Consider the following 13,566-nt stretch of genomic DNA (forward strand, 5'->3'; position numbering starts at 1 on the left):
AGGCGCGGGTTCGGGGGCCGGTGCGGGCGCGGGAGCCGGGGCGGCGGCCGCGGGGGAACCGCTGCCGATGACGCCGAGCTGTCCACCGACCGCGACGATGTCGTCTTCCTGGGCGGTGATCTCCAGCAGGGTGCCCGCGACGGGCGAGGGGATCTCGGTGTCGACCTTGTCGGTGGAGACCTCGAGCAGTGGCTCGTCGACGGCGACCTCGTCACCGACCGACTTCAGCCAGCGGGTGACGGTGCCCTCGGTGACCGACTCGCCGAGTTCCGGCATCTTCACCGGCGTGCCGTCACCGGAGGACGCGGGCGCGGCCTGAGCGGCGGGCGCGGACTCCTCGGCCGGAACGGCTTCGGGCTCAGCCGCGGGCGCTTCCTCGGCGGGGACGGGAGTCTCCTGCGCGGGCGCGGCGGCTTCCGGAGCGGGCGCGGGAGCGGACGATTCCGCCTCACCGGCCTCACTGATGACGCCGAGTTCGCCGCCGACCTCGACCACGTCGTCTTCGTTCGCGACGATCTTCGACAGCACACCCGCCGCGGGGGACGGGATTTCGGTGTCGACCTTGTCGGTGGAGACTTCGAGCAGCGGCTCGTCGACCTCGACCGTGTCTCCTTCCTGCTTCAGCCACCTGGTCACCGTTCCCTCGGTGACGCTCTCACCAAGAGCGGGCATCTGGACGGAGAAGGCCATGTCCGTTGACTCCTCTGACTGCTCGACGGGGTTCTACAACAGTTGATCTCGCTGCGGACGCCCGCCGCGGGTCGCGCCGGGAGTCCGGAAGCCACCGATCCTTGTGGTGGCGCCGGAGATCCGTGTGGTTCTTGTACCGCGGTCCATCCTTGCACTCGCGCGCAAGCCATGTAGCACAGGGCGGCGTACTGCGCGGAGCTGGCAGTATGGGAAGACCGGCGGTGAACATTCTCCGGTGCAGGAAAGGAGGTCGGCGTCGTTGGGTTTGCTGGATCGTTTCCGCGGCGGCGCGACCCGGGGTGGCGGCACTCTACGTGGGCGTTCGGTGGACGGGCGGGACGCTCGCTACCTGGCCGACTGGGTGCGCACGCACGTGGGCGTCGAAGGCTACATCGAACCGAAGACCACGGTGACGGATGTCACAGTTGTCCTTATTGCCGCCGATGGTGAATGGACACGGCGGATCGTCGGCGAGCGCGGGGCGCAGCGGCTTGCCAAGGATTTGCACATCCCGGTCTACGACGTCCGCAAGACGGGATATCCGCAGCGGATGCGCGACTACGACGCTCGCAGGCGGGTGGAGCGCCAACGCGAGCTGGAGCGGGATCTGTACGACCTGTGAGCCGTCGGATTGTCTGTTCCGTCCGGTTTTCGACGGGCTTGCGCGGTGCCGCGACGATGGCGATCCGGCTCCGGCGCCGCGCGGACGGGTCGGCCGTCGGCGCACCCACCGGGCTTTCGTGCTCGCCTGCCCGGCGGAAGCGTGACGCGCCCGGTCCTGGGTGGAAGCCAGCGCGTCGTCCGGGAGTCGCCGGACGACGCGCTTCGCGCTCACTCCGCGGCGATGTCCTGCAACACGGCGATCAGCGTGCGCACCGGGACGCCGGTCCCGCCCTTGCCGATGTAGCCGAACGGGCCGCCGGTGTTGTAGGCCGGACCGGCCACGTCGAGGTGGGCCCACTGCACGTTCTCCGGGACGAACTCCTGGAGGAACAGTCCGGCCGAGAGCATGCCGCCCCAGCGGTGCGGCGCGACGTTGGCCAGGTCGGCGATCTTGGAGTTCAGGTCGCTCCGCAATTCGGCGGGAAGCGGCATCGCCCAGCCGTTCTCCCCGACCTCGCGGGAGATGCGGGCCACCCGGTCGCGGAACTCGTCGGTGCCCATCACGCCGGGCGTGCGGGTACCGAGGGCGACCATCTGCGCGCCGGTCAGGGTGGCCACGTCGATCAGGTACTCCGGCTCGTCCTCGCTCGCGCGCACGATCGCGTCGGCCAGGATCAACCGGCCCTCGGCGTCGGTGTTGAGCACTTCGACGGTGGTGCCGCCGTACTGGGTGAGCACGTCGCCGGGGCGCTGCGCGGTGGCCGAGGGCATGTTCTCCGCCATCGGCACCGTGGCGGTGACCGTGATCGGCAGGCTCAACCGCGCGGCCAGCAGCGTCGCGGCGATCACGGCGGCGGCGCCCGCCATGTCGGAGGTCATGTTCTCCATGTTCTGCGCGGGCTTGATGGAGATGCCGCCGGTGTCGAACGTGATGCCCTTACCGACCAGCGCCACCTTCTTCGGGCCGCCCGCGTAGCTGATCCGGATCAGGCGCGGCGGGCGCGAGGAGCCCTTGCCGACCCCGAGCACGCCGCCGTAACCGCCCGCTTCCAGCGCCTTCTCGTCGAGCACCTCCACGGTGAGGCCCGCGGCCTCGGCGAGTTCCTCCGCCCGCGCGGCGAACTCGGCCGGGAACAGATGGCTGGGCGGGGTGTTCACGAAATCCCGTGCGGTGGCGACGGCCTCGGCGGTGAGTTGCGCGCGAAACAGGGCCTCTTCACCGAATCCGGGCTCGGGCACCAGCAACTCGACGCGGGCCACGGGGCGCTCGTCCGGCTTGGGCGCGGACTTGTCCGAACGGAACGGCGTGAACGAGTAGGCGCCCAGGTAGAAGCCTTCCGCGGCGGCACCGATGTCCAGTCCTGACAGCGTGGTCGCCACCAGTTCGGTGCCGGACAGCGAGCGGGCGGCCACACCGGCCGAGCGGCGGACCTGCTCGGCGTCGAGTTTGTCGGCGGAGCCGAGGCCGACGGCGAGCACGCTGGTCACCCCGTCCAGTCCGGCCGGCGCCGGTATCCGGGTCAGTTCCTCGGCCTTGCCCTTCGCGCCCACCGCGCCCAGCTGATCGAGCAGTTCCGCACGCACGTCGGCGGTGAGCACGTCGCCGAACAGGTCCTCGGGCACGATGGCGGGGCCGTCCTCCGAGGAGGTCAACCCGATGACGAGCACATCGGTGTCCGCGCCGATGGTCTCGGTGCGTGCCAGTTCCGGTCCGAGCGAGCGATCTGCAACAGCGGTCATGGGCACAGGCTATTCGGTTCGTTCCGGATATCGCATCGCGACGCCGTCGAGCAGGAGTTCGACGGCCTCGGCGAGCAGGTCGTCGAAGTCCATCTCGAAGCTTGCGTCCGGGTCGGTGAAGAAACGGTGCAGGACGGGGCGGATCGTCGGGTCGAGCAAATCGGCCAGATCGTGGCGCGGCGCTTCGGTGTCGCGCGGATCGCCGCGCTCGGAATTCCCCAACAGCGCGAGTCCCTGGACGAGGCCCGAGAGCGCGAGGTAGATGGCGAAGCTCGTCTGCCGGGTCAGGCCGGAGTGATCAAGGGCGGCGAAGTTCCGTTCCAGCACGTCCAGCAGCGCCGGGCCCAGCGGCGGGCGGGTGCGCGCCAGTAGCGGCAGCATCCACGGATGCCTGCGGTAGAGGCGCCACTCCTGGTGTGCCTCGTGCCGCAACCGAGGCCGCCGGCCGGTGCATCCGGCATCCGGCGGCGGGATCTCGTCGAGTACCAACTCCGCCATGGCGGCCAGGAGGGTTTCCCGGTCGGGGAAGTGGCGGTAGAGGGTGGCGGTCGCGACGCCGAGCGCACTGGCCAGGCGGCGCATGGTGAGGCCGTCGATCCCGTCGCGGTCGGCCAGCTCCACCGCCGCCCGGGCGATGCCGACCGCGGTGAGCCGTGCGGGGCGGCCGACGCGGCGCACCGGCAGCGCCGCCCGGCGGGCACGGTAGGCGCGGGCCTGGCAGGAGCGCGAGCAGTACGTGCGCCTGCGGCCAAGGGCGGGCTGGACGAGGTCGTCGCGGCAGATCGCGCAGGTCATCCGAGGTTGTCGTTTCGACACACGAACAAGTGTGACGAAATGGTGGGCAGATGGCGCTGACCTGCCTAGATTTGCGCACGAATACGGTGTTCACATCGGAAGGGAACGCAATGGAGATCACTGCGCGCCAGGCGACCGGGCGGGACCGTGACGCCCTGATCGAGGCATTCGACGCGGCCGCCGCGGACGAGGTGGTGACGGCGTGGGTCCTCGAGGATCAGCCCGACAGCGGATTCCGCACCGCGTTCGTGCCAGGCTTGGTCGATCGGGCACTGCGGGACGACGAGATCTGGGTCGCGGGTGCGGCGGGGGAGATCTGGTCGGTCTCGATCTGGCAACAGGTCACCTCGGTCGAGCGATTCGCCGCGGAAGCCGCCGAGGCGCGGGCCATGGCCGAACAGGCGCCCGGTGTGCGCGCGTTGCGACGCGCGGCGATCGTCACCGACCTGCTCGCCCGCGAGCATCCCCGCGAATTCCCGCACCGGTACCTGCAGGTGATCGTCACCAGACCGGAGCATCGCGGCAAAGGGGCCGGTGCGGTGCTCCTCGCCGACCGGCTGAAGGCCGTTTCCGAAGCGGCGGTTCCGGCGTTCCTCGAAGCCAGCACCGAACGATCCGCTCGGCTGTACGGCCGGTGCGGGTTCGCGCCGACCGGCACCACCCACACGCTGCCGGAGAACGGTCCGACCCTGATCCCGATGTGGTTCGGCCTGGGTGCGTAGCGGTGCGAGGATCCGGGCCTCGGTCCCGGATAAGCTCGGCTGGTGACCGAAACGAGCCTCCTGCAGGGACCCATCCACGCCGTGCACGTCGAGCTGGGCGCCACCTTCGCTCCGTTCGGCGGCTGGGAGATGCCGGTGTCCTACGCGGGCACGGTGACCGAGCACCAGGCGGTTCGCGCGACGGTGGGACTGTTCGACGTCAGTCATCTCGGCAAGGCGACGGTGCGCGGCCCGGGCGCCGCGGCGTTCGTGAACTCGGCGTTCACCAACGATCTGGACCGGATCCGGCCGGGCAAGGCGCAATACACGCTGTGCTGCGCCCCGGACGGGGGAGTGATCGACGACCTGATCGCCTACTACGTCGGCGACGACGAGATCTTCCTGGTGCCGAATGCCGCCAACACCGCGGCGGTGGTCGCGGAACTGCGGAAGGCCGCGCCCGGCGGCGTCACGGTGACCGACGAGCATCGCGACTACGCCGTGTTCGCCGTGCAGGGTCCGCGCTCCACCGAGGTGCTGAGCGCGCTCGGTCTGCCCACCGACCTCGAGTACATGGCCTATGCCGACGCCGCCTGGGACGGCCGCCCCGTCCGGGTCTGCCGCACCGGCTACACCGGCGAGCACGGCTACGAGTTGCTGCCGCGCTGGGACGACGCCGAACCGCTGTTCCGCGCCCTGGCCGAGCAGGTGCGCGCGGCCGAGGGCCAGGTGGCCGGACTCGGCGCCCGCGACACCCTGCGCACCGAGATGGGCTACCCCTTGCACGGACACGAACTCTCGCCGGACATCTCGCCGGTGCAGGCGCGCTGCGGCTGGGCGGTCGGCTGGAAGAAACCGGAGTTCTGGGGGAAGGCCGCTCTGGAACAGGAGAAGTCGGACGGTCCGCGCCGAATCCTGCTCGGTCTGCGGGCTCTCGACCGCGGTGTGCTCCGGCAAGGGCAAACCGTGCTGCGCGATGGCGAACCGATCGGCGAAACCACGTCCGGCACCTTCTCGCCCACCCTCAAGCTCGGCATCGCGCTGGCCCTGCTGGACACCACGGCGGGCGTGGAACCCGGCACCGAGGTCGAGGTCGATGTGCGGGGCCGCCGCCTGCGCTGCGAGACCGTCCGCCCGCCGTTCGTCCGGACCAACACCAAGTGACCGTCCTGCGCCCGGACTCCGGCATCGGCTGAGCTCGGTGCGGCGCGGGAGGGTGCGGACCGTGGCGAAATGGCTCGGATCGGGCCGGATAGGATCGTCGGCATGACTGCTGCCGCACAGTTCACCCGTGTTCCGCATCCCGCGCCACTCGCAGCGCAGCGGCGACAAGAGGTATTGGCGGAGCCGGGGTTCGGGCGTCACTTCACCGATCACATGGTTTCGATCGATTACGCGGGCGGCACGTGGACGAACGCGCGGGTGGAGCCGTACGGACCGCTGGCGCTGGATCCCGCGACCATGGTGTTCCACTACGGGCAGGCCATCTTCGAGGGACTCAAGGCCTACCGGCAGGGTGACGGCAGCGTCTCCTGTTTCCGCATCGATGCCAACGCCGCGCGTTTCCGCCGGTCGGCTCGCCGGATGGCGATGGCCGAGCTGCCGGACGAGCTGTTCATCGAGTCGGTCCGGCAACTGCTCGAGGTGGACCGGGACTGGGTGCCCGCGGCGGGTGGCGAGGAATCGCTGTACCTGCGGCCGTTCATGTTCGCCACCGAGGCCGGGCTCGGGGTGAAGCCCGCCGCGGCGTACAAGTACCTGCTGCTCGGCTCCCCGGCGGGGGCGTACTTCCCCCGTGGCGTGAAGCCGGTGCGGGTCTGGCTGTCCACCGAATACGTGCGCGCCGCGCCGGGCGGCACCGGCGAGGCGAAGGTCGCGGGCAACTACGCGGCGTCGCTGCTCGCCCAGGCCGAGGCGACGGCCAAGGGATGCGACCAGGTGGTGTGGCTGGACGCCTGTGAGCGCCGCTATATCGAGGAAATGGGCACCAACAACCTGTTCTTCGTCTTCGGTTCCGGCTCCGAGGCGCGGCTGGTCACGCCTGAACTGTCCGGCTCCTTGTTGCCGGGAATCACCCGTGACTCGCTGCTCACGCTCGCCGCCGATTCCGGCTTCCCGGTCGAGGAGCGCAAGATCTCGGTCGAGGAATGGCGCAAGGGCGCCGAATCCGGTGAGATCACCGAAGTTTTCGCGTGCGGCACCGCCGCGGTGATCACCCCGGTCGGCTGGGTCCGTTCCGGTGCGGGCGAATTCACCATCGGCGGCGGAGAGCCCGGCGTGGTCACCATGGCCCTGCGCGACACCCTCACCGGCATCCAGCGTGGCACCTTCGCCGACAAGCACGGGTGGATGCGGCCGATGTGACTCAGCCCGGCATCAGCATGTGCCACTGTTCCAGCGTCTGCGGACGCATGACGTAGTTTTTGTCCCGGACAGTGGACAGTGCGGCGTTGGGTTCCTGCGAATACCAGTGGCCCGGGTAGACGACCGGGTCGCCGGCGAGTCCGGCCAGGTAGCGCAGGCTGCGGAACATTTCGTCCGAATCGCCGCCCGGGAAATCGGTGCGGCCACAGCCGTCGACGAACAAGGTGTCGCCTGCGATCAGGCGGTTGTCGAACAGGAAGCATTGGCTGCCCGGGGTGTGGCCCGGCGTGTGTAGTAACTCGATCTCGAAGGTGCCGACGCCGACCTTGTCGCCGTGCTCGTGGCCGGTCAGTTCGCTCTCGGCGATCCCGGTCACGTTGGCCACCCACGGCAGCTCTTTGGCGTTGACATGCACTGGGACGCTTGTCTTTTCGAGGAGTTCACGCACTCCGCGCAGGGTGAAGCCGAGCATCGTGCCACCCACGTGATCGGGGTGATGGTGGGTGGCGAGCACGCCGCTGAGGCGCAGGCCGTCTCCCTCGGCGATGTCCACCAGATCGCCCGCCGCGTAGGCCGGATCGATCACCACGCACTCGCCCGTTTCCCGATCGCCGATCAAATACGCGAAGTTGCGCATCTGCGTCGCGATCGGATCGCCCACGGCGTAGTCGCGTCCCGACAACAGCTGGCGAAAATACAGGCGCTCAGAAGACATACCGCCCACCTTATTGCCCGACCCAGACGATCCGCGCGGCACGGCCGGAAAAATTCCAGTGACTCAGACTCTCGCCCGCACTCGAACTGGACCGACGTTCAAATCGGCATGCCGGACCTGCCCCGGCGGGTGGGTCAGCCGGGGTGGACGGCGAGCGACAGCACGGCCGCCGTGAGCGCGACGGTGGTCTCGACCGCGGCGCCGAGGACGTCTCCGGAGAGTCCGCCGAAGCGGCGGCCGCAGTGCCGGACCAGAACAGCCGAGGTGGCCAGACCGAGCGCCACCGCGAGCGGGCCGAGCCACGGACGGCCCGGTACGGCGAATACGGCGACGCCGATCGCGATCCCGGACCAGGCGGCCCCGGCGAGGGTCGACTGGGTGTCGGCCACCAGAACGCCGAAACCGGTGCCGGGCGCGGCGGGTATACCTCGGCAGGCGAGGATCACCGCGACCCGGCCGGTCGCCACGGCGAGGGCGACCGCGAGCCATCTGCCCGAGTCGGCGAGGGCCGCGAACGAGAACGCTTGGACTCCGATGGTGAACGTGAGTCCCGCCACGCCGAACGGTCCGGCTCCACCGCTCTTCATGATCTGTCTGGCCCGCTCCGGCGGCCCATAGCTGCCGAGCCCGTCCAACGTGTCGGCCAGACCGTCCAGGTGCATGCCCCTGGTGATCAACGCCAGCGCGCCGACCACCAGCAGCCCGGCCAGCGCAGCGCTCGCCCCCGCCCGGGACAGCGCCCAGAGCAGGCCCGCCGCCCCGGCGCCGAGCAGCGCCCCGACCAGTGGCGCCAACAAGATCGCGCGTCCCGCCGCCGGCCGATCCACGGCATCCGGCCCGCGGACCGGCAGCACGGTGAGCCAGGAGATCGCCAACCGGACACCGTTCACGCCGGACCTCGGCCGGCTGCCGGTGCTTCGCGCGCGTTGCCGAGGAGGGAGGAGAAGACCGGTCGTGGTGCCGGGTTCCGTCTGCGCACCGTCGACGGCTGATGAATACGGCCGGTAAGTGGATGGCCGTGGTGATGGAGAACTGCCCGCGGCTGCTCGGGAGCGCGGGCGATCCGTCGTCGGCTGGTTGTACGGGACGGCTTCACTTGCTCAGGTTCGGTGCGTGGCTTGCCGGTTCCGGGTCGGCGGTGCTGACGCCCGCTTCACCGAAAGTCGACATCTCCGCGAGCGTCGCCACCGCCGAGCGGAGGATGGGCAGGGCGGCCAAGGCGCCGGAGCCTTCGCCGAGGCGCAAGGTCAGGTCGATCACGGGCTCGAGGCGCAGGTGGCGCAGCGCGAGATCGTGGGCCGGTTCGGTGGAGCGGTGACCGGCAAGCCACCAGGCGCTCGCGCCCGCGGCGAGGTCCTCGGCGACCATCGCCGCCGCCGTGACGACGACGCCGTCGAGGACGACGGGCGTGCGCCGGGTGGCGGCTTGGGCGAGGAATGCGGCCATCGCGGCGAAGTCGGCGCCCCCCGCCACGCGAAGCAGTTCGACCGGGTCCTTCACCACTGGACGGGCGCGGCGCATAGCGTCCCGGATCGCGGCGACCTTGCGGATCCATCCGGCGTCGTCCACGCCGGTGCCGCGGCCGACCGCGGCGACCGGTTCGGTGTTGGTGAGACTCGCGACGAGCACGGTGGCCGGAGTCGTATTGCCGATGCCCATGTCGCCCGCGATCAGCAGATCGGCGCCCGCATCGATCTCCTCGTCGGCGATGGCGCGGCCCGCCTCGATCGCCGCGCGGACCTCTTCCGCGGTGAGGGCGTCCTCGCGATCGATCGCCCCGCTGGAACGCCGCACCTTGTGCTTGGACACCTGCGGGTCGGTGTCGGCGTCCACGGAGATGTCCGCCACCCGGACCGTCGCGCCCGCCACGGCCGCGAGCGCGTTCACCGCGGCGCCGCCACCGAGGAAGTTCGCGACCATCTGCGCGGTGACCTCGCTCGGGTAGGCCGATACTCCGTGCCTTGCGATGCCGTGATCACCGGCGAAGACCACGACCCTGGCGCGCTCGAACTGCTTCGGGGGACATGTGCCCTGGCAAGCCGCCACCCAGTTGCCGAGTTCCTCCAATCGGCCCAGCGCCCCGGCGGGTTTGGTCAGCTGCGCCTGCCGCTGCTCGGCGGCCGCACGAAACTGTGTGTCCGGAGGCGCTACCGGTCCGAATCCGTGCGTCACTATCGAGCCTTTCGGTTATGGCGGTTCCGCCGACTACGCCGCCCAATCTTGCCATTGCCCCCTTCGCGTCGTCCGCCCATGACCTGTCTCACGGCACCGGTCCGCCTGTGCTCGCCTGGTACGAGGGGGCAGCGCGAGGCGCTATTTGAGGCGCAGCGGGAGCCCCGCGACGACGAAGAAGGCTTCGTCGCAGACCTGGGCCAGGCGCTGGTTGAGGATGCCGATCTCGTCGCGGAAGAGGCGGCCGGAGCGCGTGGCGGGGATGACGCCCATGCCGACCTCCGGGCTGACGATCACCAGATCGCCGGTGTAGGCGGCGACGGCTGCCACCAGTGCGTCGGTGTCCGGGGAGACGGTGCCGCGCGGGGCGTCCCACGCGTCGCGTGCGTCGATGCGGGCGGTCAGCCAGGTGCCGATGTCGTCGATCAGGATGAGGGCGTCTGGTGGCGCGGGTGTGGTGAGAATTGTTGCCGGATCGGCGCTTTCGACGGTCGACCAGCCTGGCGGGCGTCGGCCGCGGTGCGTGGCGATGCGCTCGGCGAAGTCGTGGTCGGCGGGGTCGGGCACCGCGGTGGCGAGATAACGCACCGGACGACCCGCCCGGACCGCGATGTCCTCGGCGAACGCCGACTTCCCGGACCGCGCGCCACCGAGAACAAGGGTGCTGCGTGGCGTCGCGGACGAGGGAGTCTGTGGCACGGGTGCACGGTATCAATCGAAGAACCGACCGCCACGTGTGTCTGCGGATCCGCGCTCCAGGGCCGCCCCGCGGACGGGTCAGGGACCGAACCGCGACGCGCGCCGACCGGGAGACCTCTGAGTGGTTGCGGTAGGCCGGTCGGCATCCGATGCGCGCAGTCGGCGCTTCGCGGCACGCCGATGGGCGTTGGGGTGGGCCGTGGCGAGGCTCGGCGGCACGGTTACAGCTGTCTCGTCTCCGCGATCAGATCGAGGCTTCAGTGCTGCGGCCGAAGCGGCGACGGTATTCGGTGGGGGCGATGCCGACGAGGCGTTGGAAGTGGTGGCGCAAGAGAGCGCCGGACCCGAATCCGGAGCGGGCGGCGATGTGCTCCAGCCCGAGGTCGGTGTCCTCGAGCAGATGCTTGGCCAGCAGCACGCGCTGGTTGGTGAGCCATTTCACCGGCGTGGTACCGGTCTCGGCGACGAATCGGCGCGCGAAGGTGCGGGTGGACATGTTGGCGCGCGTGGCGAGGTCTTCCACCGTGTGGGGCAGGTCGAGGTGCTCGTTCATCCACTCCAGAGTGGGGATGAGGCTGTCGGCGGTGCAGGCGGCGACGGGGCGTTCGATGAACTGACGCTGCCCGCCGTCGCGCTGCGGCGGGACGACCATGCGCCGCGCGATCGCGTTGGCCACGCCGCTGCCGAGTTCGCGCCGCACCAGGTGCAGGCAGGCGTCGATGCCCGCGGCGGTGCCCGCGCTGGTGATCAGATCGCCTTCGTCGACGAACAGCACGTCCGGATCGACGGTCGCCGCCGGGTACGCGGCGGCGAGTTGCTCGACGTGACGCCAGTGCGTGGTGCATTTGCGGCCGTCGAGCAGCCCGGCCGCCCCGGCAAGGAAGGCCCCGGAACACACGGTGAGCACGGTCGCCCCGGCTGCCGCTGCCTCGCGGACGGCCGTGACGACCCGTGGATCGAATCCCTGGTCGGCCGCGGCGGCGGGGATGGCCACCAGATCGGCCGCCGCCAGCTCCGCCAGCCCGTATTCCGGGGTGACCGTGATCCCGGGGCTGGTCGAGTGCAGCGGGACGCCCGGCTCGGCCCCGCACACCCGGAAATCGAAGCCGGGAAGTCCGTCGGCCGTGCGGTCCAGGCCGAAAACCTCGCAGATGACCCCGAATTCGAACATGGCCATGCGTTCGGACAGCACCACGGCGACCTTCGACAGCATGCCGTCAGTCTAGTGGCCGTATTTTTACGAACAATGTCAGCACCGCCACTTTCGGCGGTAAATGACTGAACGAAAAATTACTGCCATGGTTACTTTCCTCGTCTCCCTGGCAGTCATCGTGGCTTTCGCCACACTCCTCGCCCGCGGAACGGCTCGCGCGGGTTCCTCGAACGTGGTCGACCGCGACGCGCAGCGCCTGCACTCGGAGCTGACGGCGATGCTCGGCCGCAACACCCACCACCGCTGAGCGACCGAACAGCACCTCGTCCCGTAAGCAGTCGAAGCGTTCGTGTTGCCCCGTGTTTCCGCCGACACCACCCCCGGCTGAGGTGAACACGGTGATCAGGCATGGTTTATCCCCGACTCTGGGCGAAGCGAAACGTCCTATCGGAAAGGCCACCACGGACGCGCCCAGCGCACCTCAACCCCGTCTTTCGAGCGAAGCGAGACCGAGCATGCGCCGTACGTGGCCCCGCGAGCCACAAAGGGGCCGCGAACACCTAGCGCCGAAGGCGCTGGAAAAACTACACAGCGTCGCCGGGGCTGACGCGCGGCTTCGGGGCGCGCATCTTGCGGATCTGGCTGGCGCGGACGAAGGCGTACCAGCCGAGCCGGTACCCGCCGTCGGTGGTCTCCGGGAAACGCTCCCTGACCCGGTTGTTCACCACCCGGCCGAGCAGCACGCCCTCGACGCCCATGAACAGCATCATCACCAGCATGGCCAGGGTGACGATGGTCTGCAGCGCGGGCGCGACGAACATCGACAGGATCAGCACCAGCGCCATCGGCATGAACAGGCCGACCAGGTTGCGCCGTGCGTCGACGATGTCGCGCACGAACGCCCGGACCGGGCCCTGGTCGCGGGGCGGCAGGTATTTGTCCTCGCCCGCGAGCATGCGTTCCCGCCGATCCGCGGCGGCCTCGCGCCGTCTGGCGGACGCGGCCTTGCGCTCCGCCCTGGTGCCCCGCGCGGCCTTGCGCCGGGCGCGGGCCTCCTTCGCGGTGAGCGGAGCGGGCGCTATCGGACCGCGGCGCTTGCCTTGTGCGTCACGGCGTTTCGGGGTGGGGCGGCCCTTGCCCGCGGTGGCCGTGGCCGCGCGGGTGGCGCCTGCGGCCGAGCCACCGTCCGTGACCACCGTCGATTCGGCGGTCGCGTCGGTGCTGCTGGACTCGCCGCGACGGAACAACTTCACACCGACCAGGCTATTCGATGGGTAGCGCGGCGAGAAATGCGGTCCGATTCGCCCGGAGTGTGCGGGGTCACGCAGGTTGCGTGTCACGGCGGATCGGGTGGTGGCAAGATGGAGGAATAGCAGCCGGCCGAGTGGTGTTGACCGACACGACCCCGTGCGCTGTTCGGGTAGACCACAGGTTCCTCGAGGAGAGTTCATGACTGTGCAGAACGAGACCGCCACCCACGGTGTGACTCTGACCGACGCCGCCGCCGCGAAGGCGAAGGCACTGCTGGACCAGGAGGGACGCGACGACCTGGCGCTGCGGATCGCGGTGCAGCCGGGTGGTTGTGCCGGCCTGCGCTACCAGCTGTTCTTCGACGACCGCTCGCTCGACGGCGACCTCACCGTCGACTTCGCCGGCGTCACGCTGGCCGTCGACCGGATGAGCGCGCCGTACGTGCAGGGCGCCTCGATCGACTTCGTCGACACCATCGAGAAGCAGGGCTTCACGATCGACAACCCGAACGCCACCGGCTCCTGCGCCTGCGGCGACTCCTTCAACTGAGGTAACGATCCCGGCCCGCCCGCACGGATCGAGACACCCGATCTAGTGCGGGCATGGGTGACTCCTCGGGAGACACCCGGGACCCGCGGCACTCGTGCGCATGAGCTGCGCGCAAATCCGGTGCCGCCCAACCG

Annotated in this window: 15 protein-coding genes; 6 read left to right on the plus strand and 9 right to left on the minus strand. The window is 70.1% G+C overall.

Going from position 1 to position 13,566, the window contains the following annotated elements; all coding sequences use genetic code 11:
* A partial coding sequence (locus NA8_RS29330) for a biotin/lipoyl-containing protein (protein ID WP_305781615.1) occupies positions 1-690 on the minus strand: 690 nt, incomplete at its 3' end.
* Between the two features lie 259 nt (positions 691-949).
* On the opposite strand from NA8_RS29330, the gene NA8_RS29335 reads away from it, so the two are divergent.
* A complete protein-coding gene (locus tag NA8_RS29335; protein WP_063053565.1) occupies positions 950-1,312 on the plus strand; it encodes a hypothetical protein in 363 nt (120 codons plus the stop codon).
* A gap of 209 nt (positions 1,313-1,521) precedes the next feature.
* Here NA8_RS29335 and NA8_RS29340 read toward each other — a convergent pair whose 3' ends face one another.
* Both NA8_RS29340 and NA8_RS29345 read right to left on the minus strand, forming a co-directional pair.
* The gene (locus NA8_RS29340; RefSeq protein WP_063053566.1) at positions 1,522-3,033 is read right to left on the minus strand and encodes a leucyl aminopeptidase; all 1,512 of its coding nucleotides are present in this window, start codon (positions 3,031-3,033) and stop codon (positions 1,522-1,524) included.
* A 9-nt stretch (positions 3,034-3,042) separates the two neighbouring features.
* On the minus strand, positions 3,043-3,849 hold the full coding sequence (locus tag NA8_RS29345) for a TetR/AcrR family transcriptional regulator (RefSeq protein ID WP_245664055.1): 807 nt from the start codon (positions 3,847-3,849) through the stop codon (positions 3,043-3,045).
* Positions 3,850-3,938: 89 nt separating this feature from the next.
* On the opposite strand from NA8_RS29345, the gene NA8_RS29350 reads away from it, so the two are divergent.
* The 3 genes from NA8_RS29350 (at position 3,939) to NA8_RS29360 (ending at position 6,893) form a co-directional block, all read left to right on the plus strand.
* The gene (locus tag NA8_RS29350; RefSeq protein ID WP_063053568.1) at positions 3,939-4,550 is read left to right on the plus strand and encodes a GNAT family N-acetyltransferase; all 612 of its coding nucleotides are present in this window, start codon (positions 3,939-3,941) and stop codon (positions 4,548-4,550) included.
* Between the two features lie 42 nt (positions 4,551-4,592).
* Positions 4,593-5,693: a glycine cleavage system aminomethyltransferase GcvT gene (gene gcvT, locus NA8_RS29355; protein WP_063053569.1), complete on the plus strand. Its 1,101-nt coding sequence runs from the start codon at positions 4,593-4,595 to the stop codon at positions 5,691-5,693.
* Positions 5,694-5,795: 102 nt separating this feature from the next.
* Positions 5,796-6,893, plus strand: a complete 1,098-nt coding sequence (locus tag NA8_RS29360) for a branched-chain amino acid aminotransferase (RefSeq protein ID WP_063053596.1) — start codon at positions 5,796-5,798, stop codon at positions 6,891-6,893.
* Position 6,894: 1 nt separating this feature from the next.
* On the opposite strand, the gene NA8_RS29365 is transcribed toward NA8_RS29360, so the two are convergent.
* From NA8_RS29365 to NA8_RS29385, 5 genes are all read right to left on the minus strand, one after another.
* Positions 6,895-7,608 (minus strand): MBL fold metallo-hydrolase, encoded by a 714-nt coding sequence (locus NA8_RS29365; protein ID WP_062975155.1) that lies wholly within the window; start codon positions 7,606-7,608, stop codon positions 6,895-6,897.
* Between the two features lie 134 nt (positions 7,609-7,742).
* Complete coding sequence (locus NA8_RS29370; RefSeq protein ID WP_063053570.1) at positions 7,743-8,498, minus strand: adenosylcobinamide-GDP ribazoletransferase; 756 nt, start codon at positions 8,496-8,498, stop codon at positions 7,743-7,745.
* Between the two features lie 202 nt (positions 8,499-8,700).
* Positions 8,701-9,780 (minus strand): nicotinate-nucleotide--dimethylbenzimidazole phosphoribosyltransferase, encoded by a 1,080-nt coding sequence (gene cobT / locus NA8_RS29375; RefSeq protein WP_063053571.1) that lies wholly within the window; start codon positions 9,778-9,780, stop codon positions 8,701-8,703.
* 141 nt (positions 9,781-9,921) lie between these two features.
* Positions 9,922-10,479, minus strand: a complete 558-nt coding sequence (cobU, locus tag NA8_RS29380) for a bifunctional adenosylcobinamide kinase/adenosylcobinamide-phosphate guanylyltransferase (protein ID WP_063053572.1) — start codon at positions 10,477-10,479, stop codon at positions 9,922-9,924.
* A gap of 244 nt (positions 10,480-10,723) precedes the next feature.
* Positions 10,724-11,692: a helix-turn-helix domain-containing protein gene (locus tag NA8_RS29385; RefSeq protein WP_063053573.1), complete on the minus strand. Its 969-nt coding sequence runs from the start codon at positions 11,690-11,692 to the stop codon at positions 10,724-10,726.
* Positions 11,693-11,777: 85 nt separating this feature from the next.
* Between NA8_RS29385 and NA8_RS34170 the strand changes: the two genes are divergently transcribed.
* Complete coding sequence (locus NA8_RS34170) at positions 11,778-11,939, plus strand: hypothetical protein (RefSeq protein ID WP_157106987.1); 162 nt, start codon at positions 11,778-11,780, stop codon at positions 11,937-11,939.
* Between the two features lie 277 nt (positions 11,940-12,216).
* Here NA8_RS34170 and NA8_RS29390 read toward each other — a convergent pair whose 3' ends face one another.
* Entirely contained in the window at positions 12,217-12,885 is a 669-nt protein-coding gene (locus NA8_RS29390; RefSeq protein WP_063053574.1) for a DUF3043 domain-containing protein, read from the minus strand.
* A gap of 196 nt (positions 12,886-13,081) precedes the next feature.
* Here NA8_RS29390 and NA8_RS29395 point away from each other — a divergent pair, with 196 nt between their 5' ends.
* Complete coding sequence (locus tag NA8_RS29395) at positions 13,082-13,432, plus strand: HesB/IscA family protein (RefSeq protein WP_063053575.1); 351 nt, start codon at positions 13,082-13,084, stop codon at positions 13,430-13,432.
* Positions 13,433-13,566 lie beyond the last annotated feature (134 nt).

The organism is Nocardia arthritidis NBRC 100137, assembly GCF_001612765.1.
Lineage (GTDB): Bacteria > Actinomycetota > Actinomycetes > Mycobacteriales > Mycobacteriaceae > Nocardia > Nocardia arthritidis.

Excerpts from the sequence above, each read along its gene's own strand:
- NA8_RS29340 (WP_063053566.1), bottom strand. The coding sequence starts at position 3,033 with ATGACCGCTGTTGCAGATCGCTCGCTCGGACCGGAACTGGCACGCACC.
- NA8_RS29350 (WP_063053568.1), top strand. The coding sequence starts at position 3,939 with ATGGAGATCACTGCGCGCCAGGCGACCGGGCGGGACCGTGACGCCCTG.
- NA8_RS29360 (WP_063053596.1), top strand. The coding sequence starts at position 5,796 with ATGACTGCTGCCGCACAGTTCACCCGTGTTCCGCATCCCGCGCCACTC.
- NA8_RS29365 (WP_062975155.1), bottom strand. The coding sequence starts at position 7,608 with ATGTCTTCTGAGCGCCTGTATTTTCGCCAGCTGTTGTCGGGACGCGAC.
- NA8_RS29385 (WP_063053573.1), bottom strand. The coding sequence starts at position 11,692 with ATGCTGTCGAAGGTCGCCGTGGTGCTGTCCGAACGCATGGCCATGTTC.
- NA8_RS34170 (WP_157106987.1), top strand. The coding sequence starts at position 11,778 with ATGGTTACTTTCCTCGTCTCCCTGGCAGTCATCGTGGCTTTCGCCACA.
- NA8_RS29395 (WP_063053575.1), top strand. The coding sequence starts at position 13,082 with ATGACTGTGCAGAACGAGACCGCCACCCACGGTGTGACTCTGACCGAC.